22 protein-coding genes are annotated in these 21,642 nt (G+C 61.5%); 12 read left to right on the forward strand and 10 right to left on the reverse strand.

Annotation, left to right across the window (positions count from 1 at the left end; genetic code table 11):
• Positions 1 to 107: 107 nt before the first annotated feature.
• The 6 genes from E4M07_RS04040 to E4M07_RS04065 all read right to left on the reverse strand — a co-directional run bounded on the left by E4M07_RS04040 (position 108) and on the right by E4M07_RS04065 (position 5,813).
• Positions 108 to 1,448 carry a sigma-54 dependent transcriptional regulator gene (locus E4M07_RS04040; protein ID WP_136656987.1) on the reverse strand — a complete coding sequence of 447 codons (1,341 nt, stop codon included), beginning with the start codon at positions 1,446 to 1,448 and terminating at the stop codon, positions 108 to 110.
• Entirely contained in the window at positions 1,445 to 3,145 is a 1,701-nt protein-coding gene (locus E4M07_RS04045; RefSeq protein ID WP_246660356.1) for an ATP-binding protein, read from the reverse strand. Before E4M07_RS04045 ends, E4M07_RS04040 begins: the two co-directional genes overlap by 4 nt.
• Before the next feature lie 158 nt (positions 3,146 to 3,303).
• On the reverse strand, positions 3,304 to 3,780 hold the full coding sequence (gene rpsI / locus E4M07_RS04050; RefSeq protein ID WP_136656989.1) for a 30S ribosomal protein S9: 477 nt from the start codon (positions 3,778 to 3,780) through the stop codon (positions 3,304 to 3,306).
• Between the two features lie 2 nt (positions 3,781 to 3,782).
• Positions 3,783 to 4,247, reverse strand: coding sequence for a 50S ribosomal protein L13 (rplM, locus tag E4M07_RS04055; RefSeq protein ID WP_136656990.1), 465 nt, complete (start codon positions 4,245 to 4,247; stop codon positions 3,783 to 3,785).
• Positions 4,248 to 4,482: 235 nt separating this feature from the next.
• On the reverse strand, positions 4,483 to 4,926 hold the full coding sequence (locus tag E4M07_RS04060) for a PaaI family thioesterase (RefSeq protein ID WP_246660357.1): 444 nt from the start codon (positions 4,924 to 4,926) through the stop codon (positions 4,483 to 4,485).
• Between the two features lie 17 nt (positions 4,927 to 4,943).
• Entirely contained in the window at positions 4,944 to 5,813 is an 870-nt protein-coding gene (locus E4M07_RS04065; RefSeq protein ID WP_136656991.1) for a crotonase/enoyl-CoA hydratase family protein, read from the reverse strand.
• Positions 5,814 to 5,962: 149 nt separating this feature from the next.
• Between E4M07_RS04065 and E4M07_RS04070 the strand changes: the two genes are divergently transcribed.
• Positions 5,963 to 6,784 carry an enoyl-CoA hydratase gene (locus E4M07_RS04070; protein ID WP_136656992.1) on the forward strand — a complete coding sequence of 274 codons (822 nt, stop codon included), beginning with the start codon at positions 5,963 to 5,965 and terminating at the stop codon, positions 6,782 to 6,784.
• 11 nt (positions 6,785 to 6,795) lie between these two features.
• Here E4M07_RS04070 and E4M07_RS04075 read toward each other — a convergent pair whose 3' ends face one another.
• Positions 6,796 to 7,101: a hypothetical protein gene (locus E4M07_RS04075; RefSeq protein ID WP_136656993.1), complete on the reverse strand. Its 306-nt coding sequence runs from the start codon at positions 7,099 to 7,101 to the stop codon at positions 6,796 to 6,798.
• A gap of 192 nt (positions 7,102 to 7,293) precedes the next feature.
• On the opposite strand from E4M07_RS04075, the gene E4M07_RS04080 reads away from it, so the two are divergent.
• The 4 genes from E4M07_RS04080 to E4M07_RS04095 all read left to right on the forward strand — a co-directional run bounded on the left by E4M07_RS04080 (position 7,294) and on the right by E4M07_RS04095 (position 10,092).
• Positions 7,294 to 7,821 carry a CoA-binding protein gene (locus E4M07_RS04080; protein ID WP_136657497.1) on the forward strand — a complete coding sequence of 176 codons (528 nt, stop codon included), beginning with the start codon at positions 7,294 to 7,296 and terminating at the stop codon, positions 7,819 to 7,821.
• Between the two features lie 103 nt (positions 7,822 to 7,924).
• Complete coding sequence (locus tag E4M07_RS04085) at positions 7,925 to 9,208, forward strand: O-acetylhomoserine aminocarboxypropyltransferase (protein ID WP_136656994.1); 1,284 nt, start codon at positions 7,925 to 7,927, stop codon at positions 9,206 to 9,208.
• Positions 9,209 to 9,344: 136 nt separating this feature from the next.
• Positions 9,345 to 9,500, forward strand: a complete 156-nt coding sequence (locus tag E4M07_RS04090) for a DUF5993 family protein (protein WP_206057166.1) — start codon at positions 9,345 to 9,347, stop codon at positions 9,498 to 9,500.
• A 10-nt stretch (positions 9,501 to 9,510) separates the two neighbouring features.
• Positions 9,511 to 10,092, forward strand: coding sequence for a disulfide bond formation protein B (locus tag E4M07_RS04095; RefSeq protein ID WP_136656995.1), 582 nt, complete (start codon positions 9,511 to 9,513; stop codon positions 10,090 to 10,092).
• 9 nt (positions 10,093 to 10,101) lie between these two features.
• Here E4M07_RS04095 and E4M07_RS04100 read toward each other — a convergent pair whose 3' ends face one another.
• Both E4M07_RS04100 and E4M07_RS04105 read right to left on the reverse strand, forming a co-directional pair.
• Entirely contained in the window at positions 10,102 to 11,232 is a 1,131-nt protein-coding gene (locus tag E4M07_RS04100) for an alpha-D-ribose 1-methylphosphonate 5-triphosphate diphosphatase (protein ID WP_136656996.1), read from the reverse strand.
• Positions 11,229 to 12,032, reverse strand: coding sequence for a GntR family transcriptional regulator (locus tag E4M07_RS04105; protein WP_169054073.1), 804 nt, complete (start codon positions 12,030 to 12,032; stop codon positions 11,229 to 11,231). Before E4M07_RS04105 ends, E4M07_RS04100 begins: the two co-directional genes overlap by 4 nt.
• 177 nt (positions 12,033 to 12,209) lie before the next feature.
• Here E4M07_RS04105 and E4M07_RS04110 point away from each other — a divergent pair, with 177 nt between their 5' ends.
• From E4M07_RS04110 to phnE, 3 genes are all read left to right on the forward strand, one after another.
• Positions 12,210 to 13,073: a PhnD/SsuA/transferrin family substrate-binding protein gene (locus tag E4M07_RS04110; RefSeq protein WP_136656998.1), complete on the forward strand. Its 864-nt coding sequence runs from the start codon at positions 12,210 to 12,212 to the stop codon at positions 13,071 to 13,073.
• A gap of 76 nt (positions 13,074 to 13,149) precedes the next feature.
• Positions 13,150 to 13,905 carry an ATP-binding cassette domain-containing protein gene (locus E4M07_RS04115; protein ID WP_136656999.1) on the forward strand — a complete coding sequence of 252 codons (756 nt, stop codon included), beginning with the start codon at positions 13,150 to 13,152 and terminating at the stop codon, positions 13,903 to 13,905.
• Positions 13,898 to 14,692 (forward strand): phosphonate ABC transporter, permease protein PhnE, encoded by a 795-nt coding sequence (gene phnE, locus E4M07_RS04120; protein ID WP_136657000.1) that lies wholly within the window; start codon positions 13,898 to 13,900, stop codon positions 14,690 to 14,692. Before E4M07_RS04115 ends, phnE begins: the two co-directional genes overlap by 8 nt.
• A 12-nt stretch (positions 14,693 to 14,704) precedes the next feature.
• Here the strand turns inward: phnE and E4M07_RS04125 are convergent, their stop codons facing one another.
• A complete protein-coding gene (locus tag E4M07_RS04125; RefSeq protein ID WP_136657001.1) occupies positions 14,705 to 15,934 on the reverse strand; it encodes a cytochrome P450 in 1,230 nt (409 codons plus the stop codon).
• Positions 15,935 to 16,134: 200 nt separating this feature from the next.
• Here E4M07_RS04125 and E4M07_RS04130 point away from each other — a divergent pair, with 200 nt between their 5' ends.
• The 4 genes from E4M07_RS04130 (at position 16,135) to hupB (ending at position 21,639) form a co-directional block, all read left to right on the forward strand.
• Positions 16,135 to 16,767, forward strand: coding sequence for an ATP-dependent Clp protease proteolytic subunit (locus E4M07_RS04130; RefSeq protein WP_136657002.1), 633 nt, complete (start codon positions 16,135 to 16,137; stop codon positions 16,765 to 16,767).
• 278 nt (positions 16,768 to 17,045) lie between these two features.
• Positions 17,046 to 18,323: an ATP-dependent Clp protease ATP-binding subunit ClpX gene (gene clpX / locus E4M07_RS04135; protein WP_136657003.1), complete on the forward strand. Its 1,278-nt coding sequence runs from the start codon at positions 17,046 to 17,048 to the stop codon at positions 18,321 to 18,323.
• A 428-nt stretch (positions 18,324 to 18,751) separates the two neighbouring features.
• Positions 18,752 to 21,166, forward strand: coding sequence for an endopeptidase La (gene lon / locus E4M07_RS04140; RefSeq protein WP_136657004.1), 2,415 nt, complete (start codon positions 18,752 to 18,754; stop codon positions 21,164 to 21,166).
• A gap of 197 nt (positions 21,167 to 21,363) precedes the next feature.
• Positions 21,364 to 21,639: a DNA-binding protein HupB gene (gene hupB / locus E4M07_RS04145; protein WP_136657005.1), complete on the forward strand. Its 276-nt coding sequence runs from the start codon at positions 21,364 to 21,366 to the stop codon at positions 21,637 to 21,639.
• Positions 21,640 to 21,642: the final 3 nt, after the last annotated feature.

Raw genomic sequence — 21,642 nt, forward strand, 5'->3', positions numbered from 1 at the left:
GATTGTGATTGTCCCGACTATAGCATCAAGGAGGGGGTGCAATCTGCCTATGAAGAAATTCGCGCGCGGTCTGCGCCGTGTCCTGCGGATTTCCGCAAGCGCCCGGATCAGAGCAGTGCTTCCTTGTCGAGGCCGAGTTTGACGATCTTGTCGTTGAGCGTTCGCCGGCCGATGCCGAGCGCCTCGGCCACGGCGTCCATGCGCCCGTTGTGGGCCCTGATCGCCTTGCCGATCAACTCGCGCTCGAAGGCGGCCACGGCCTCGCGAAGCGTGTCGGGCACGTCCTCGACCGGGTGGTCGGTGGCGATGGCCTGCGCGACGGTTCCGCCGCCGCGCCGCGATGCCAGGATCCGACGCTCAGCAACGCTTCGCAGTTCACGCACATTGCCGGGCCAGTCATGCGCGAGCAGCGCTGTGATGTCGTCCTGTGTCAAATCCGGAACGGCGGTCTCGTAAAGATCGGCGTATTCCTGAAGGAAGTGGGTGATCAGCAGCACCAGGTCATCACGCCTCTGGCGCAGTGCGGGAATATCCAGCACCACCGTGTTGATGCGGAACAGAAAGTCCTGGCGCAACCGGTTCTGTTCGACGGCCTCGTGAACATCCTCGTTCGTGGCCGAAATTACCCGGAAACTCAGCGGAATCGGAACCGAACCGCCGGCCGGCATGATCTGCTTGTCCTCGATCACGCGCAGCAGCTTGGCCTGGACAGGGACGGGGCATTCGCAGATCTCGTCCAGAAAGAGGGTTCCCGCGGATGCTGCGAGCAAACGCCCGCCCGGTCCTTCATTGACGCCGAACATCTCCGATTCAAAACCGTCGGGCGGCAGCGCAGCGCAATTCAGGGCCAGGAACGGACCGTCGGCGTTCGGCCCGAGGTCGTGCAGCGCGCGGGCGACCAGTTCCTTGCCGGTTCCGGTTTCACCCTGGATGAGAACCGCCGCTTCCGTTTCCGCCAGGTTCAGAATGTTCCGGCGAAGGTCCCGGATCTCTTCCGTCTCGCCGAGCATGATCCGATCGAGGCCCGAGAGCTGCAGTAGACGGTTTTTCAGACGGTAATTGCTTTGCCGCATGCGCGACTGTTCGGCCGCATGGCGAAGGATGGTCAGCAGCCTTCGCGGTTCGTACGGCTTTTCGACAAAGCTGTAGGCACCGTCCTGAATGGCCTGCACGGCCATCGGTATGTCGCCGTGTGCCGAGATCAGCACCAATGGCGGCGATGCGCTCACGTCCATCGATGCGAGCAGGTCCAGTCCGGACATTCCCGGCATGCGCACATCGGAAAGAATGACATCGGGCCGAGCCTCTTCCAGTCTGCCGGCAACGAGGGTGGCGCGGTTGACGGCATCCGTGCGCCAGCCCGCGGCCTCAAGCAGCGCGATCAGGGAATGACGCATCGACTTGTCGTCGTCGACGATCAGAATGGAGAATTGGGGCTGCTCAGTCATTGGGACTCGCTGTCGGTGGAGAGCGGAAACTCGACCCGGAACACCGCGCCGCCGCCCTCGGCGTTCCTGGCGGTCATGACACCCCCGTGGTCATTGACGATTGTCGAGGTTATGGCAAGCCCGAGGCCCATTCCGCGGCCGCTCTCGCGGGTGGTGACAAAGGGTTCCCTGATATCGGCCAATGTCGCTTCGCCGAGCCCGTGGCCGTTGTCGCGGACTTCGAACCATGCGGTCGACCCGTCGACGCCGATTCCGATGTCGATTTCGGGGCCGTCCGTTTCCTCCATCGCATCGACGGCGTTGCGCAGCAGGTTGGTCATCACCTGCTCGAGCCGCAGGCGGTTTCCGCGCACGACAACGGCTTGCCCCACGAATGAAGTCACCACCTTCGCGTCGATCTCGGAAAGATTGGGCTGAACCAGTGCCATCGAGGCCTGCATTGCCTCGCGCAGATCGACATTCTCGAAGTTCTCCATTTCCGTGCGCGCGAAGAACTTGAGCTGGCGCGTGATGCCTTCCATGCGTTCGACCAGCCCGCTCAATCCGCCGGTGAGGGCGACATTGCCTTGTGTGGACATTTCAGCGGCGGCCAGGTGGTTGCGCATGGCAGCAATCGGCTGCCCGAGCTCGTGGGTGACGGAAGCGGCGAGCTGGCCGAGAGCGGCCAGGCGGCTGGCCCGGTCAAGTTCGCCCTGGGTGCGCTTGAGCCGGCGCTCGGCGGTGCGGCGTTCGTCGATTTCGACAGCCAGGCGCTCGTTGGCCAGCCGCAATTGCGCTTCCTCTTCCTCGGAACGCCTCAGCGCCGCCTTCATGCGCCGCGTTCGCTGGATCTGCATCAGCAGCAAAACGAGGCCGGCGAGGATCACGGCGGTACCGGTTGCCAGCCAGGCCCGGGTGATTGCGCGGTCGTCGCTCGCAAGATAATGCAGCTGCCAACCGTGCGGCAGGCCGGTCTCCGTCAGGTGCAGGCGCTCGATGTCATTAATCCTTGCCCGCCGCGATGGAAGCGGCGTCCAGTCCAGCGGGTCGAGATCCTGGCCGGGAAACTGGCGGGTCGTGCGGATCAGGTCGCGCTGTTCGGCCGTCAGCGGCGCCAGCACGCGATAGGACCAGGCCCTGTCGGAGGACAGAAGCACCACGCCGTCAGCGTTGGTCATGAAGACCTGCTCGCCGCCCCGGCGCCAGCTTTCCTGAAGCCGGGACAGGTCGATCTTGATGGCGATCACGCCGAGCACCGTGCCGTTGCCGCCGCGCACCGCGTCGGCGATGAAATAGCCCGGTTCGCCCGTCGTGGCCCCGATGCCGTAGAAGCGGCCCTGTTGGCCTGACATCGCGTCCTTGAAATAGGGGCGGAAGGCGTAGTTCTGCCCGACAAAGCTGGACGGTTCCCCTGCGTTCGATGCGGAGACCGTTTCGCCGTCCTGCGCCATCAGATAGATCGCGTCGAGTCCCGCCTGCTCGGCAAATCCCTTTAGCCGCCTGTTCAGGCGGTCCGTGTTGTCGCCGCCGGCCGTGGCGATCACGAACGGGTCTCGGGCGAGCACATAGGTGAGGTGGGAAAATCGCTCCAGAGCCGCAACCACCGAACTGCGGTAGAGCGACAGCCTCTCGTCGGCCTTGGACAGTTCCTCGGACTGGAAATAGGCGTAAGACAGCCTGAAGGTCCCGGCAACTGCAAGGACCGCCACGGCAACCATCAGTATCCGCAGCACCATGCGCATAGGGAGCGATTGGCGGGAAATCGTTCGAAAGGCAAGTAAAATCTGACCGGTTCGCCGCGCTTGTTCGGCGGCGCGCAAAAGAAAAGGCGCTGCCGGGGCAGCGCCTTTTCGCAAATCTGTGGGGCGTCCGTGACTTAGCGCTTGGAGAACTGGAAGGAGCGGCGGGCCTTGGCCTTGCCGTACTTCTTGCGCTCCACGACGCGGCTGTCGCGGGTCAGGAAGCCGCCCTTCTTGAGAACGGCACGCAGGGCCGGCTCGTAGTAGGTCAGCGCCTTGGAGATGCCGTGGCGGACAGCGCCCGCCTGGCCTGAGAGGCCGCCGCCGGTGACCGTGGCGATCACGTCGAACTGGCCGTCGCGGGCTGCCGCGACGATCGGCTGCTGCAGGATCATCTGCAGGACGGGCCGTGCGAAATACTCCGTAAAATCTTTCTTGTTCACGGTGATCTTGCCGGTGCCTGGCTTGATCCAGACGCGAGCGACGGCGTCCTTGCGCTTGCCGGTCGCGTAGGCGCGGCCTTGCTCGTCGATCTTCTGGACGTGGACCGGTGCCTGGACTTCTGCGGCCTCGGTTGCCTCGCCGAGTTCCTCGAGGGAGTTGAGTTCAGCCATGATCAGCCATTCCTCTTGTTCTTGGCATTGAGCGCCGCGACGTCGAGGACGACCGGCTGCTGTGCTTCATGCGGATGTTCGGAACCTGCATAGACGCGAAGGTTTTTCATCTGGCGACGGCCGAGCGGTCCGCGCGGGATCATGCGCTCAATGGCCTTCTCGACGACACGCTCGGGAAAGCGTCCCTCGAAAATCTGGCGCGCGGTGCGCTCCTTGATGCCGCCGGGATAGCCGGTGTGCCAGTAATATTTCTTGTCGGTGTATTTGCGGCCGGTGAAGACGGCCTTGTCCGCGTTGATGATGATGACATTGTCGCCGTCATCGACATGCGGTGTATAGGTGGGCTTGTGCTTGCCGCGCAAGCGCAGGGCGACGAGAGAAGCGAGGCGTCCGACGACGAGACCCTCGGCGTCGATCAGCACCCATTTCTTCTCCACCTCGGCAGGCTTCTGCGAGAAGGTTTTCATCGGATTGCTCTTTCCTTCGGACCTTTGAGACAAAGGCGCTTCTTGTTGCTTGCTGCCGGCCGGGGCCGGCAAAAACAGATCGGCCCCGAAAGGGACCGATAATGGCGCGCGTTATAGAGCATGCCTTTTGGCTGCGCAAGCGAAATTTTTGCGCAAGCATCCATGAAAAGCTTTTAAAATCAATATTTTGCAATTTAGGTATTATATTACCACACAATTGCCGCCAGCGTTTGGCCTATTTTTGCGGTGGAATGGAGTAGGTGCCCGTGGCGTGGGCGACGGTCAAGCCGTTATCCGGTGTCGTCATCTCGACGTCGAAAACCATCAGCGACTTGCCTAGTTTCAGAATGCGGCAGTGGCCGTCGATCATCCCGGCCTCGGCCTTGCGCATGAAATTGATGTTCAAATTGGTGGTCACGCTGAGCGCTTCCGGACCGAGATGGGAGAGCACGCAGGCGTAGCCGCCGATGTCTGCAAGCGCGAACAGGGACGGCCCCGACACCGTGCCGCCGGGCCGAAGGTGCCGGTCGGTGGCATGCAGCCGGACCGTGCAGCCACCGGGGCTGACTTCGGTCACGCTGTAACCGGCGAGATGATCGTTCAGCTGCGGATAGACCTGCGAAAGGAACTTGTTGAGGTCTTCGGCCGTCATCACGGGTGCGGGATTGGCTTTATGCATATGGGCGTTTCCTGGTCCTAGCTGTCGTTGACGGAGTTGATCGGCCGGTTCTTCGTCCAGTCGAATGTGCCGAGATCGCGTTCTCGGACCGCCTGTTTCCAGCCGACCCCCTCGGCGCGATGCTTGAAATTCAACCCTTCGGGCGAATGCCGTGTGATGCCGTCGAATATCGTTGCGAACATCTGCGTCTGTTTCAGCCCCATTGCCTCGATGGCCTGGTTGACGACAAGCTTCTGCATCATGAGCTGATTGAGCGGAACGCCGGCCATGCGCTCGGCCAGCGCATCGACTTCCTCGTCCAGCTGTTCGCCGGGAACCGATTTGAGCACCAGGCCCATTTCCTGGGCCTCCTTGCCGTCGACGGTGTCGCCGGTAAACAGCATGCGCTTGGCTTTCTCGGGACCCAGCCGGTAGACCCACATGGCGGTCGTCGGACAGCCCCACACACGGGTCGGCATATAGCCGATGCGGGCATCGTCCGCCATGACGATCATGTCGGCGCACAAGGCGATGTCGGAACCGCCTGCGACGGCAAAGCCGTGAACCTTGGCGATGACCGGAATGTGGGACCGCCACAGCGACATGAAGGCTTCGGTGTTGCGCATCATGAAGGCGTAGTCCTTCATCGGATCCCAGGGCATTTCCTGGGTGGCCTCGAATCCCTTGCCTTCGCGCGCCTCCGCGTAATAGGCGAGATCATAGCCGGCGCAGAAGCCCTTGCCGGCGCCGGATAAGACGATGACATGCACGCCGTCGTCCTCGTTGGCGCGGGCAACGGCGGCTTCCAGTTCGTACGGCAGGTCGTCGTCGATGGCGTTCATCACTTCCGGCCGGTTGAGCGTAATGCGGCCGATGCGGCCATCCTTTTCAAACACCACCTTTGCCATCGAAATATCCTCCCCGAGTCGATTTCTGCTCTCTAACGTTGACGTAAACGTAAAAGCAAGCGGGGCGCTTGCCAAGCGGGCCGTCGGCGATATACCAGTAAATGGAAATGCGGCCGCACCGGCTGCCACCGAATTTGCGGGAGAACGTCATGTCGGAAGCCACCGCAGTACCAGTCACGGATGAGGGCGCGCTGGTTGTTCGCCAGTTGAGCGACGGCATCCTCAGACTGACATTGAACAACCCGCCGGCCAATGCGCTGTCGATCGCCGTGCTGGATGTGCTGAAGACGGCGTTGGACGATGCGGGAGCCGACACGGACGTCCGTGTGGTCGTCATTGCGGCCGCGGGAAAAGTGTTCTGCGCCGGTCACGACCTTAAGGAACTGACTGCGCACCGCGCCGACGAGGATCGCGGCCGCGCCTTTTTCGAAAAGACCATGCGGCAGTGCTCCGAGGTGATGATGACCATCACGCGGCTTCCGAAACCGGTGATCGCGGAAGTGGACGGATTGGCGACGGCGGCCGGTTGCCAACTCGTGGCGACCTGCGATCTCGCCATCTGCACCGATACGTCGACCTTCTGCACGCCGGGCGTGAACATCGGCCTGTTCTGCTCGACGCCTATGGTTGCCGTCTCCAGGGGTGCTCACCGCAAGCAGGCCATGGAAATGCTGCTGACGGGAGAGGCGATCGACGCGTCCACGGCCAAGGAATTCGGTCTGGTCAACCGGATTGTGCCGCGCGAATACCTGCGCACCGTATCGGACAAATACGCGTCCACCATCGCGTCGAAATCCTCGCTCACACTGAAGATCGGGAAAGAGGCTTTCTACCAGCAGATCGAAAGACCGCTGGCCGAGGCATATGACTACACGGCCTGGGTCATGACCGAGAACATGATGGCGCGCGATGCGGAGGAGGGGATCGGTGCCTTCCTGGACAAACGCGATCCGAAATGGACCGACCGCTGATCTAGCCGGCGCTAACGGTCGTCATCGGTGCGCTGCTTGCACTCCAGAACGCGGCATTGCCGCGTGTCCCGGGCGGGGACATAGGCCGTGACGCCGCGTTCGCCGGCGGCGCAAAAGCGACTTTCAGAGACATAAATGTCGTATAGTGTCAGATCTGAAATGCGCGGAGAAGGATAACGCAATATCGCGGCATTCTCAGCCTTGAGAATTTGCTGTATGCGCTCGCAGGTCAGGGTCGGTGTCGCATAGCGGCTGATGGCGTGGGCAGGCAGGCTGACAACAAGCAGACATAATGACAGCAGTATCTTTTTCATCATTTGCGATCTCCTCCCGTGCCGCTATGCCAATTGGCAGTGTGGCCGGGGGACCTTATGGTGCGGCCATCGGCGGCTGTCAACAGAACAAGACTTGCCGGTTCCGGACAAGCGCCCATGCGTGCTTTTCCGAACGGTTGATCGCACGTATAAGAAACCGGCGGGCAATTTGATTGCAGAATGACTGAGATATTCATGAACCACGACCGTTACCCCGACAGCTATATTGCCAATATCCTGCACTCGGTCAAATCGATCGCCATGATCGGCGCGTCGGCGAAGGATGTCCGGCCGAGCTACATCGCCATGAAGTATCTGCTGGCGAAGGGATACGAGGTCATCCCGGTCAATCCGGGCCAGGCCGGCAAGGAGATCCTCGGGCAGTTGGTCTATGCAAAGCTGTCCGATATTCCGAAACCGGTCGACATGGTCGACGTGTTCCGCGGTTCCGATGCCCTACCGTCGATCGTCGACGATGTGCTCGCCCTGGACCCGAGACCGCAGGTGCTGTGGGCGCAACTGACCGTCCGCAACGACGCGGCGGCCGAGAAAGCGGAAGCGGCGGGCCTGAAAGTGGTCATGAACCGCTGTCCGAAAATCGAATACGGAAGGCACTCCGGAGAAATCGGGTGGAACGGCGTCAACAGCCGCATCATTTCGGCCAGGAAGCCGGTCCTGCAGCGCGGTTACCAGGCGCTCGGGATACGTGCGCGCCCCCAGTGAGGGCTCGCGGCGCCAGCATACGGCGTCAAAAAAACCCCTTTGACCTCAGGGCCCACCTACGGGATAAACATGCTTTCGCGTCTTTGTCTCAGAGGGGTTTTACATGTCGAACAGCGAACCGGGTTTCAGCACCCTGGCCATTCATGCCGGCGCGCAGCCGGATCCGACCACGGGTGCGCGTGCTACGCCGATCTACCAGACAACGAGCTTTGTCTTTGAGGACACCGATCATGCCGCTTCGCTCTTCGGACTGAAGGCCTTCGGCAACATCTACACCCGGATCATGAATCCGACACAGGCCGTCCTGGAGGAGCGCATCGCTGCGCTCGAGGGTGGCACCGCGGCCCTGGCGACCGGCTCCGGACATGGCGCCCAGTTGCTGGTCTTTCACACAATCATGCAGCCGGGCGACAACTTCATCGCGGCAAACAAGCTTTACGGCGGCTCGATCAATCAGTTCGGCCATGCGTTCAAGAGTTTCGACTGGCACGTGCGCTGGTGCGACCCGAGTGACCTGGACTCCGTCGAGAGCCAGATCGACGACCGAACCCGTGCCATCTTCATTGAAAGCCTCGCCAACCCCGGGGGCACCTTCGTCGACATCAAGGCCTTCGCGGACATCGCGCACAAGCACGGCATTCCGCTGATTGTCGACAATACGATGGCGAGCCCCTACCTGGTGCGCCCGATCGAGCATGGCGCGGACCTGGTGGTTCATTCGCTGACGAAATTCATCGGCGGCCACGGCAATTCGATGGGCGGCGTGATCGTCGACGGCGGCACCTTCGACTGGACGGCTTCCGGCAACTACCCGATGCTGTCGGAACCGCGGCCCGAATACGGAGGGATCGTGCTGCACGAGACATTCGGCAATTTCGCCTTTGCGATCGCCTGCCGCGTGCTTGGCCTGCGCGATTTCGGCCCGGCGATCTCGCCGTTCAACGCGTTCCTCATCCTCACCGGCGTCGAGACCCTGCCGCTGCGCATGCAGCGTCACTGCGACAATACGCTGGAGGTCGCCAGTTGGATCAAGAACCACGACAAGGTCGCCTGGGTCTCCTATTCCGGCCTCGAGGACGATGACAACCACGCGCTGATGAAGGCCTATTCGCCGAAGGGCGCCGGCGCCGTCTTCACCTTCGGGCTCAAGGGCGGTTACGAGGCCGGCGTGAAGTTCGTCGAAGCGCTGGAGATCTTCTCGCACCTTGCCAATATTGGCGATACGCGCTCGCTGGTCATCCATCCGGCATCGACAACGCACCGGCAGCTATCGCCGGAGCAGCAGGTCGCCGCCGGTGCCGGGTCGGACGTCGTTCGGCTGTCGATCGGCATCGAGGACGTGGCCGACATCATCGGCGATCTCAGCCAGGCGCTGGACAAGGCCTGAGCCTCCGGAACCCGACGAGAGGATCCGGCCGCCCACACGGCGGCCGGAACACCCCATTCGGTGCGGTGCCGGTTCTTGCGGCTGCCGGCATCTGCTATCATCGGTCCTGCACGATTCGCTCAGGGAGGCTCCGGCGATGATAGCCCTTTTGTTCGCGCTGCTGGCGATTGCCATGGTGCTTGCCTGGATCGATCACTGGCGCTGGTCCTACATCCTTTTCGCCGTGACGCTGCTGTTGAGCATCTACTGGCTCGACTACCACGCCACCACGCCACTCAAGATCATCCTCTGAGGACCGGTCCATGATCGTTGCACCTCATCCATCAAGAACACTGAATTCGATCGGCCTGCTGGTCATCTGCGGGGTTCTCATATTCGCCTACGTGTTCCAGTTCGCACTCGATGAGCTTCCCTGTCCGCTGTGCCTATTGCAGCGGGTCGGACTCGTCATGGTCGGATTCGGCCTCAGCCTGAACCTGATCTACGGGGCCAAGCCGCACCATTACGGCATCATGCTGATCGGTGCGCTCTACGGCGGATCCGTCTCGGTGCGGCAGATTCTGCTGCATATTGTGCCGGGAACCGGCGCCTACGGGTCACCCGTCTTGGGCCTTCACTATTACACGTGGGCCGGCATATGTTTTTTCCTCGTCCTGGTCGGCACCGCCGTCATGCTCTTGTTCGAGGGCCAGTACAAGGGCCTCAAGGACGAGCCGGGCCACGAGAAATTCGGGGGCCACAAGCTGGCGCTCTTCGCGTTCTTCCTGATGCTGGTCCTGACCGTCGGCAACGCGTTTTCGACGCTGATCGAATGCGGACCGACCGTATGTGCCGATCCGCCGACGGAGTACAGGCTCATCGAGGACCTCGAAAAGAGCGGATAACGCGCCGCTTCAGTTTCGGCCATAGACTTGATTGCCGCCAACGAACGTCGCCGTTACGGCCGGCTGGTTTCCCTTGGCGGCCTCTACCATGATCATGTCGGCCCGCAGGCCGGGGGCGATTGTGCCGCGGTCGGCGAGGCCGGCGACCTCGGCGGGATTTTTGGAAACCAGCGCCCAGGCAACTGCAAGATCGCAGACGCCCTCGCGCGACAGCTTGAAAGCGGCGAGGATCGGCGCGGGATAATAATAGTCGGTCGCAAGAACGGAACACAGGCCCTCCGACACCGCCCAGGTCGCGTCCGTTGCGCCGTTGTGGCTGCCGCCGCGCACGACGTTCGGCGCGCCAAGCACGACATGCTCGCCATGGGCGCGGGCGTCCTCCGCTGTCTCGTGGGTGAGGGGGAATTCACTGGCGACCACACCGAGACCGCGGAACCACCGCCTTTGCTCGACACTCGCCTCGTCATGCGCAAGCAGCGTGGCGCCGGCATCGCGGGCCCGCCGCGCCATCCGCGCAATCATCGGCTCGACATCGTCCCGCCGCTCCCACACACCCTCGAGGCGTGCGCGGAATTCGTCCTGCGACAGCCCGGAGCGTTCCGCCATCTGCGCGAATTTGTGCGGTTTCTCCCTGCCGAGGGCCGACTTGGTCGTGTGGTCGTTGAACGCGAGGATCGCGTGCGGCTGGCCTTCAAGGATCTGCAGCACACCTTCCGCTTCATCCAGCGCGAATGTCTCCCACCGCAGATGCACCAGCGTGTCGCAGGAGAGGGTCTTTCGATTGCGCGCGATCGCATCGCACATTTCCCGCGTGTGGTCGAAGCTGCGCAATCCCGGCTCCCAGGAGACCGTCAGGCCGTGATAGGCGGTGGTGATGCCGTTGGAGACGAGCTGTCGGTCGGATTCCTGCAGCGCGATCTCGGGCGGGAAATGGACCTTCGGCCGCGGCATCAGATTACGCTCGAAAGCGTCGCCATGGACGTCGACGATACCGGGAAGGACATAGGCGCCCTTCGCATCGATGACATTGCCGCCTGTTTCATCGAGGCCGGCAATGATGCCGTCTGCGATACGAACAGGCAGCTCCGCGATACCGTCGTGCAGAAGCACCCGGCCGTTGATAATCGAGAATTCGCTCATTCCTGGACACCACTGCCGTTCGGTTGATGAATATTTTCCGATGGACCGGGGAACACGAACTCCACCGCCGTCAGCGGCCAGCACCCGTTGCTGTACTCTATTCGGGTGCCCGGGTCATCTTCGTTGACCGAACGGCTGCGCAACAGCGGCGCTCCGACCGACAAACCGAGAATTCGAGCCTCTTCCTCGGTGGCGAACCCGCCGGTGATTCGTGTTTCCCTGCGCCTGTAGCTGTCGATGCCGTGGTGGCGGTATACGTCGTCGACCGACTGGCGTTTTGCGTAGACGGCGTCGAAATCGGGAAACAGGGGCGCCGGCAACTGCTTGCAGTTGAGGAATGTCGGCTCATTGTTGATGAGGCGGAGCCGGGTGATGACGATCACGCGGGAGCCGCGTGGCACCTTGAGGGCCTCGGCCGGCTCCGCCAGCACGCGCTCGCGCACGATCGACAGGGTCGTCGTTCCGACCGTATCGCCGGCTGCGGTGATGTTGTCGATGAAGCGGTTGCCGTCGGTGATCTGGTAACAGGGCGGTGTCCGCCGCACAAAGACGCCGACCCCCTTGCGGGCGATCAACATGCCTTCCTGCTGCAGCGCCTGAAGCGCACGCCGGACGGTCATGCGGGTAACCGAAAACCGGTCGCAAAGCTGCTTCTCGCTGGGCAGCCGGCTGCCGCTGGGTAAATCGTCCGACAGGATCTCAGAGCGTAACGCCCGGTAAATCCTCAGCCACGGAGATAGGTCCGACGCACCATGACTGCCGATTACGTCCGGATTTTCGACTTCATCCAGGGACTCCATACGCATCTTTCCCCGCCGCGTGAGTTGGTTCCGGGTCGAACAACCGACATCCGGGACAGAGCGTGCCCGGTGCAGAATACGTGTCCATCGCATTCCTGTCATATACGCGTCATGTCCATAACGTATTGACACCCCACCTGTCTAGACAGGCTAGGCTTGAAAGTGGGGAGATGAAAAATGTTTCGTAAACTGATTATTTCGGCCTTCGCCACGGTGGCGATGGCTGCTTCGGCCATGGCCGATTCCACGGTGAAATTTGCTGTAACCGATATTGAGGGGCTCGAGGCCCTGCAGCAGGAGTTCGGCGCCTTCGAAAGCGCACTCGAAAAGGCGGCCGGCATGGATATCGAGCTGTTTCCGGTCAATTCCAGGACCGCCGCTGTCGAAGCAATGAATGCGGGGCATGTCGATTTCGTTCTCACCGGCCCGGCCGAGTATGTTGTCATCAAGCAGCTTACCGATCCCGAGATCGTTGTCGCCTGGCAGCGTCCGGACTATTTCGCGCAGATCGTCGTGCTGGCGGACGGCCCGATCAAGGCGGCCCACGATCTGAAGGGCAAGAAAGTGACTTTCGGTTCCGTCGGCTCGACATCCCAGCATCTCGGACCGGCGCAATCGCTGGCTGATCTGGGCCTCCACTACGGCAAGGACTACGAGCCGCAGATCATTTCGCGCAATGTCGCCATCGAGGCGCTCATTCGCGGCGACGTTGCCGGCGTCGGCATGAATCTCGGGCACCTGCGCAAGATTCGCGATGCGTTTCCGGACCAGGCCTTTACCGTCGTCGCGCGGGGTCGCGATCTGCCGAACGATATCCTCGTTGCCGGCAAGGACGTTCCGGCGGACGTTGTCGACAAGGTTCGCGGCGCTTTCCTCAACAATGGCGCGGAGTTGATGGCCGCGATTCTCAAGGGCGACGACAACCAGAAATACTCCGGCGGGTTCTTCCTGACCGAGGTCAAGGACAGCGACTACGACTATGTCCGCTCGATGTACAAGACAATCGGTGTCGACACATTCTCGAACTTTATCGGCAACTAAGCCGGCTTAAGCAGACAAATGCCTTGGAGAGGGCCGGCCGGTCCTCTCCACCTCTATTCCGTCACCGGTGGTTCCCATGGAACAGAACAGCATTATCCGCACTAGCGGCTTCTCCAAAAGCTACAGCTCCGGCACGCCGGTGCTTCGCGATCTTGATATCGATATCCGTCCGCGCGAGCGCATCGCTCTGATCGGTGCCAATGGAACCGGAAAATCGACATTGCTCAAATGCCTTATCGGGTTGCTGCCGGGCACCGGCGGGACGGTGACGGCGCTCGGCGAGACCTTCAGCGGCGCTCCGACCAGGATGCAGCTTCGGCGCATCCGGCTGCAGATCGGGTTTGTCTTCCAGCATCACGGGCTGGTCCGGCAACTGTCCGTGCTTTCGAACGTGACCCACGGAATGCTCGGCTATCCCGGCTCGTGGCGCGCCGCGATCCAGATGATGGCGCCGGCCGAATGGCGGATGCGGGCCATGGAGGCCCTGTCCGCCGTCAACCTCGAAGCGAAGGCGCTGGAACGCGCCGATGCATTGTCGGGGGGACAGCAGCAGCGTGTGGCGATTGCCCGCGCGCTCGTCCGCCGGCCGCGCCTGATGATCGCGGACGAGCCGGCCGCCAGCCTCGATCCGTCGGCGGGGCGCGATGTGATGACCGTTTTCAGCCGCCTCGCCAGCGACCAGGGAATCACCCTTTTATATACATCCCACGACATGGAACACGCGGTGAGCTATTCCGACCGGGTCATCGCGCTGCGAGACGGCCGTGTCCATTTCGACCGGCCGAGTTCTACCGTGTCGCGGGCCATGCTGGCAGAGGTGTTCGATGGTTGAGCGCGTCTTGCCGAGACGAACCGCCAATATCTCGGCCGGCGGTTTCACAATCGCGGTGGCGGTGGGGGCGCTGATCATCGTTTCGGCCGGCGACGTGGCCCCGTCCGTGCAACGCCTGGCGGACGGTTTTCCGAGACTGGCGAGCCTGGTCGACCGGATGATGCCGCCGAACACCGACACGGCTTTCCTGGTCCGGATTTTCTGGCGCATCCTCGAGACCTTTCAGATCGCCCTAGTCGGCACGGCCATCGGTCTGATCATCAGCCTGCCGATCGCGTGGCTGGCGGCGCGCGGCGTCACGCCGTTCGGCGTCTTCGGATATGCATTCAAGGCGCTGGTTTCGTTGTTCAGAACCGTGCCCGATCTCGTCTGGGCATTGCTGTTCGTGGCGGCGGTCGGACTCGGGGCGGTGGCCGGCACGCTGACGATCATCGTCGATACGATCGGTTTCTGCGGCCGTTTCTTCGCCGAGGCCATGGAGGACGCGGACAAGCAGTCCCAGGAGGCGCTTGCCGCCCATGGCGCCAGCCGCTTTTCCATCCTTTGCAGCGCCGTCATTCCCGATGCCATGCCGTCGATGATCAACACCGGCTTGTTCGCGCTGGAAATGGCGGTGCGGTCATCGGTGGTGCTCGGTCTCGTCGGCGCCGGCGGCATCGGCCAGGAACTGAAGGTCGCTTTCGATCTGTTCCAGTATCAGAACGCGTCCGCCATCATCCTGGCGATCTTCGTGATCGTGCTGGTGATGGAATTCGTGACCGACCGGCTCCGGGCACTGATCCAGTAGGCGGGGCCCGCTTTACCAGGCGAGATCGAGACGCTCGAGGCCGTGGAAGTGATAGGCGTCGCGATAACGTGGCGTATCGGCGAGGCGCAATCCCGGCAGGCGCTCGAACAGGATCGGCAGCGACACCTGCAGTTCGAGCCGGGCGAGGGGCGCGCCGATGCAGAAGTGAATTCCGGCGCCGAAGGTCACGTTGGCCTGGTCCGGCCGGCCGGCGACGAAGGAGGCGGGCTCGGCGAATTGCCGAGGGTCGCGGTTGGCGGCGCCGAGCGTCAGCCCGATTTCCTGGCCCTTCGTTATCTCGATCCCGCCGTCCAGGACGACATCTTCCAGCGCGTAACGGGTGAACATGTGCAGGGGCGCGTCGTAGCGCAGCGATTCCTCGATCGCGGCCGCCGTCGATCCGTCGTCCTTGAACAGATCCTGGTGGTCGAGGCCGTTTTCCAGGATCGCCTTCACCGCGTTGCCTGTCTGGTGGACCGTCGCCTCGTGCCCGGCATTCAGCAGCAGCACGCTCGTCGATATCAGTTCCGCATCGCTGAGCCGGTCGCCGCCGCGCTCGGAAGTGATCATGTGGCTCAGCAGGTCATCGGTCGGATGGCGCCGCCGCTCGGCGATCAGTTCAGTGAGGCAGTCCGCAAAGTCCAGCGCCGCCTGGTTGGCGGCGTGCTCGGCGGCCTCGTCGGTCTCGAACATGTACATGCGCACCATGGCGTGCGACCAGTCCAGCAGGTCGTCGCAGCGCTCCTGCGGAACGCCAAGCATGCGCGCGATCACAGATACAGGGATCGGCTCGGCGAAGGCCTTGATGAGTTCCACTTCGCCGTCGGCGGCGAACCGGTCGATCGTCGCATGGGTAAGGGCGGCGATTTCCGGCCGCAGCTTTTCCACCTGGCGCGACACGAACGCGCGGTTGACCAGGGTCCTGAGCCGCGTGTGCGCCGGAGGCTCGAGCTCGAGCAGCGAGTGGGCCTCGACGGCATCGAAGTCGGAAAGATGCGGCTTGGGCGGCGCAAGTCCCAGCTCCTCGCGCGTCGCGACGTGCAGGATCTGGCGTCCAAAGCGTTTGTCGCGAAGGAGACGGCTGACGTCGGCAAAGCCGGTGAAACACCACATGCCGTACTCGTTCCAGAAAAATGTCGGCGAGACGGTGCGGATCTCTTCGTAAACGGGATAGGGATCGTTGAAAAACGCCGGATCGCGCGGATCGAGATCCACGGTTTTCGCATGTCTGTCGATTTTCATTCGGCGCCTCTTTTCCCCATTTCAACAGCGCCTGGAAACGCCGCGCTGCCTTAACTATCTTCAACGCTTTACGGACGGCAAAGGCCCGCGGATGTCAACATGGCTTGAACCGAAACGCCTTGCCATCCTATGTATGGGACAAATATTGATCCGATTCCCCGCTTCATCCGAAAGACGGGGTCAGCACAGAAGGCCACGCAATGTCCAATCCCGTCGATACCGCACTGTCGCTTGTCCCCATGGTGGTCGAACAGACCAACCGTGGCGAGCGCGCCTTTGACATTTTCTCACGGCTGCTGAAGGAGCGCATCATTTTCATCACCGGCCCGGTTGAGGACGCCATGGCGACGCTGGTCTGCGCGCAGCTCCTCTATCTGGAAGCGGACAATCCGAAAAAGGAAATTGCGCTCTACATCAATTCGCCCGGCGGCGTGGTGACGTCCGGCATGGCCATTTACGACACGATGCAGTTCATCAAGCCGGCTGTCTCGACACTGTGCATCGGCCAGGCGGCCTCCATGGGATCGCTGCTGCTTTGCGCCGGCCACAAGGACATGCGCTTCGCGACGCCGAACGCGCGCATCATGGTGCACCAGCCGTCCGGCGGTTTCCAGGGACAGGCATCGGACATCGAGCGTCACGCGCAGGACATCATCAAGATGAAGCGTCGGCTCAACGAGGTCTATGTCGCGCATACCGGCAAGGACTACGACACCATCGAGACGACGCTCGACCGCGACCACTTCATGACTGCCGAGGAGGCAAAGGACTTCGGTATCGTGGACCGGGTAATATCGTCGCGCGAGGCCATGGAGGACGAGGCCAAGGAGTAGGTCCTTGCCGCCAGATCAACACAATGGTGCTGCAAAACAGCAACATATTGACGTATATGGGGGTGGAACGGCTCGGAAGATACGTTAATTCTGAGTGTTAAGGTATTTTTCAAGACAAAGCGCATAGCTTTGTAATTGGTGCTCTGTATATTGACGATGGGATATCTCCTTGGGGCACCGTCAAAAAGTGTCCCGGTTGGCAGGTTCGATGGCCAATCGAGACGGATGGCATAAGGACTTGGTCCGGCATTGGTTGCGGCCGGTGGAAGGAAATAAGTATGAGCAAGGTCAGCGGTGGTAGCGGCGGCGACTCTAAAAACACGCTCTATTGTTCGTTTTGCGGCAAGAGCCAGCATGAGGTTCGCAAGCTGATCGCGGGACCGACGGTCTTCATCTGCGATGAGTGCGTCGAGTTGTGCATGGACATCATCCGCGAGGAAAACAAGTCCTCGATGGTGAAGTCCAGCGATGGGGTTCCGACGCCCCAGGAAATCATCGACACGCTCGATGAATATGTGATCGGCCAGGGCCAGGCCAAGCGCGTCCTTTCGGTTGCTGTTCACAACCACTACAAGCGCCTTGCCCATGCCAGCAAGAGCAACGATATCGAACTCGCGAAATCCAACATCATGCTGGTCGGTCCGACCGGCTGCGGCAAGACCTACCTGGCGCAGACGCTGGCCCGTATCATCGACGTGCCGTTCACCATGGCCGACGCGACGACGCTGACCGAAGCCGGTTACGTGGGCGAGGACGTCGAGAATATCATCCTCAAATTGCTTCAGTCCGCGGACTACAATGTCGAGCGCGCGCAGCGCGGCATCGTCTATATCGACGAGGTCGACAAGATCTCGCGCAAGTCGGACAATCCGTCGATCACCCGCGACGTCTCGGGCGAGGGGGTCCAGCAGGCGCTCCTGAAGATCATGGAGGGCACCGTTGCATCGGTTCCGCCGCAGGGCGGCCGCAAGCACCCGCAACAGGAATTCCTGCAGGTCGATACGACCAACATCCTTTTCATCTGCGGCGGCGCCTTCGCCGGCCTCGACAAGATCATTTCGGCGCGGGGCGAGGGAACCTCCATCGGCTTTGCCGCGACGGTCAAGGCGCAGGACGAACGCCGCGTCGGCGAAATCCTGCGGGAGCTGGAGCCGGAGGACATGGTCAAGTTCGGGTTGATCCCGGAATTCATCGGCCGCCTGCCGGTGATCGCCACGCTCGAGGACCTCGACGAGGATGCGCTGATTTCGATCCTGTCGGAACCGAAGAACGCGCTGGTGAAGCAGTATCAGCGCCTGTTCGAGATGGAAGACGTCGAACTGACCTTCCACGAGGACGCGCTCCGCGGCATCGCGCGCAAGGCGATCGCGCGCAAGACCGGCGCCCGCGGGCTGCGCTCGATCATGGAGAAGATCCTTCTCGACACCATGTTCGAACTGCCGTCCCTGGAAGGTGTCCAGGAGGTCGTCATTTCCGACGAGGTGGTGTCGGGATCGGCGCGTCCGCTCTACATCTATTCCGAGCGGGAAGAGGAAAAGGGCAACGCCACGGCATAGCCGGCCCAACGTGATTTGCAAGACCCGCCCGCAAGGGCGGGTTTTTTTGTCTGGACCCCCTCGAAAAGCGTCGAAACGGTCCATTTTGTTCCGCCATGTGGCCGGGCGGTCACGACCCGGCCTTGACAACGAGGCGTGCACGGAAAATAGAACGTGCGTTGGATTTTCCACAGCAATTCCGGAGGTTCCGGGCCTTGCGCGCAATATGCGGTCAATTCTTGTTTCTGTGCGTTTGACTCGGGGCGGCGCTGCGCTAAAGCTGGTGGCTATACATACAGGTTGAGATTCGAGTGCGATTGTACGGTCGGTGTAGTCTTGTGGCGTTCGTGCGGGGTTGAAACGGCTATTTGAACACTCCACTTAGGAACAAGTGAAAAGGGGCCGCGAAGCTTCTCAAATGCTCCAATCGGCGGCCGAAAGGAAACAAGATGAATGAAATAGCCACCCAGCAAAATGATGCGGCCACCTATCCGGTGTTGCCGCTGCGCGATATCGTTGTGTTTCCGCACATGATCGTGCCGCTGTTTGTGGGTCGGGAAAAGTCCATTCGCGCCCTTGAAGAGGTCATGGGCGCTGACAAGCAGATCCTGCTGGCGACGCAGATCAACGCCGGTGACGACGATCCGGCGACGGACGATATCTACGAGGTCGGAACGGTTGCCAACGTTCTGCAGCTGCTGAAGCTGCCGGACGGCACCGTGAAGGTGCTGGTCGAGGGCAAGGCGCGTGCCCAGATCACCGGATTTGAGCAGAATGAGGAATATTACGCGGCCTTTGCCGATATCCTGCCGGAGCCGGACGAGGATGCCGTCGAAATCGAGGCGCTGTCGCGTTCCGTGGTTTCGGAATTCGAGAACTACGTCAAGCTGAACAAGAAGATCTCTCCCGAGGTCGTCGGGGCCGCGAGCCAGATCGACGACTACTCCAAGCTCGCCGACACGGTCGCATCGCACCTGTCGATCAAGATCCCCGAAAAGCAGGAGATGCTGGCGACCGTCAGCGTCAAGGAAAGGCTTGAGCGGGCGCTCGGCTTCATGGAGGGCGAGATTTCCGTCCTGCAGGTCGAGAAGCGCATCCGTTCGCGGGTCAAGCGGCAGATGGAGAAGACCCAGCGCGAGTACTATCTCAACGAACAGATGAAGGCGATCCAGAAGGAGCTCGGTGACGGCGAGGAAGGCCGTGACGAAATGAGCGAACTGGAAGAGCGCATCGAGAAGACGAAACTGTCCAAGGAAGCCCGTGAAAAGGCCGATGCGGAGCTCAAGAAGCTGAAGCAGATGAGCCCGATGTCGGCCGAAGCGACGGTCGTGCGCAATTACCTGGACTGGCTGCTCGGCATTCCGTGGGGCAAGAAATCGCGGATTAAGGTCGATCTCAACAAGGCCGAGGGCATTCTCGAGGCTGACCACTACGGCCTCGAGAAGGTCAAGGAGAGGATCCTCGAATACCTCGCGGTTCAAAGCCGGTCGAACAAGATCAAAGGCCCGATCCTGTGCCTTGTCGGACCTCCCGGCGTCGGCAAGACGTCGCTGGCCAAATCGATCGCCCGGGCCACGGGCCGCGAATATGTGCGCATGGCGCTGGGCGGCGTTCGCGACGAAGCGGAAATCCGCGGACACCGGCGGACCTATATCGGCTCCATGCCGGGCAAGGTCATCCAGTCGATGAAAAAGGCGAAGAAGGCCAATCCGCTGTTCCTGTTCGACGAAATCGACAAGATGGGCATGGATTTCCGCGGCGATCCGTCCTCGGCGCTGCTTGAGGTGCTGGATCCGGAGCAGAACTCCACCTTCATGGACCACTATCTGGAAGTGGAATACGACCTGTCGAACGTGATGTTCATCACCACGGCGAACACGCTCAACATCCCGCCGCCCCTGATGGACCGGATGGAGATCATCCGTATCGCCGGCTACACGGAGGACGAAAAGCTCGAGATCGCCCGCCGTCACCTGTTGCCGAAGGCGTTGCGCGACCATGCGCTCCAGTCCGAGGAATTTGCCGTCAGCGACGGCGCGCTGCGCGAGATTGTCCGCCGCTACACCCGTGAGGCAGGCGTGCGCAATTTCGAGCGCGAGCTGATGTCGCTCGCCCGCAAGGTCGTCACCGAGATTCTCAAGGACGGCGTTGAAGCCGTCAGCGTGACGGAAGAGAACCTCGACAAGTATCTCGGCGTGCCGCGGTTCCGCTACGGCGAGGCCGAGCGCGACGACCAGGTCGGTGTCGTTACCGGTCTTGCCTGGACGGAGGTCGGCGGTGAGCTGCTGACCATCGAGGGCGTCATGATGCCCGGCAAGGGCAAGATGACGGTCACCGGCAACCTGCGCGACGTGATGAAGGAATCGATTTCAGCAGCCGCGTCCTACGTGCGCTCGCGTGCCGTCGATTTCGGCATCGAGCCGCCGATGTTCGACCGACGCGACATCCACGTACACGTGCCCGAGGGCGCGACACCAAAGGACGGTCCGTCGGCCGGCGTCGCGATGGCGACATCCATTGTATCGACCATGACGTCGATCCCGGTCCGCAAGGACGTCGCGATGACCGGCGAGATCACGCTGCGCGGCCGTGTGCTGCCGATCGGCGGGCTGAAGGAGAAGCTGCTCGCGGCGCTGCGCGGCGGCATCAAGACGGTCCTCATTCCGGAAGAGAACGCCAAGGACCTGGCCGAGATTCCGGACAATGTGAAGAACGAGCTTGAGATCATTCCGGTCTCGCATATGAGCGAGGTTCTCGAGCGGGCGCTGACGAGTCAGCCCCAGCCGATCGACTGGGACGAGGCCGAAACACCGATTCCGACCGAAAATAACGGTGATGAAACGGGTGCGTCGGTGGCCCACTGATTCTGTCAAAATTCAACCGGCAAAGCGATTTGGGGACGGGCGAAAGCCCGTTTCCGTCGTTTTAAAGGGTAAAAACCCATAAAAAACGCCGGATTACGGGGGTTTTCCGCACTGAATCATTGTGATTTTGTGTTTGCGACGTACAATCCCCTTCGACTTTGCGTGAGTCGATTCTTACACACTGAGAGGGTTGGAAAATGAACAAGAACGAATTGGTGGCTGCCGTTGCTGACAAAAGCGGTATGAGCAAGGCTGATGCCGGCTCTGCAGTTGAAGCAGTATTCGACACCATCACATCCGAGCTGAAGGGTGGCGGGGACGTTCGTCTGGTAGGATTCGGTAACTTCACCGTGTCGCACCGCGGAGCATCGAAGGGGCGCAATCCGATGACTGGCGCGGAAGTGGACATCCCGGCCCGTAATGTTCCGAAGTTTTCGGCTGGCAAGGGCCTGAAGGACGCTGTCAACAGCTAGACC

It is taken from the genome of Nitratireductor sp. XY-223 (genome assembly GCF_004959855.1).
Classification (GTDB): domain Bacteria; phylum Pseudomonadota; class Alphaproteobacteria; order Rhizobiales; family Rhizobiaceae; genus Hoeflea_A.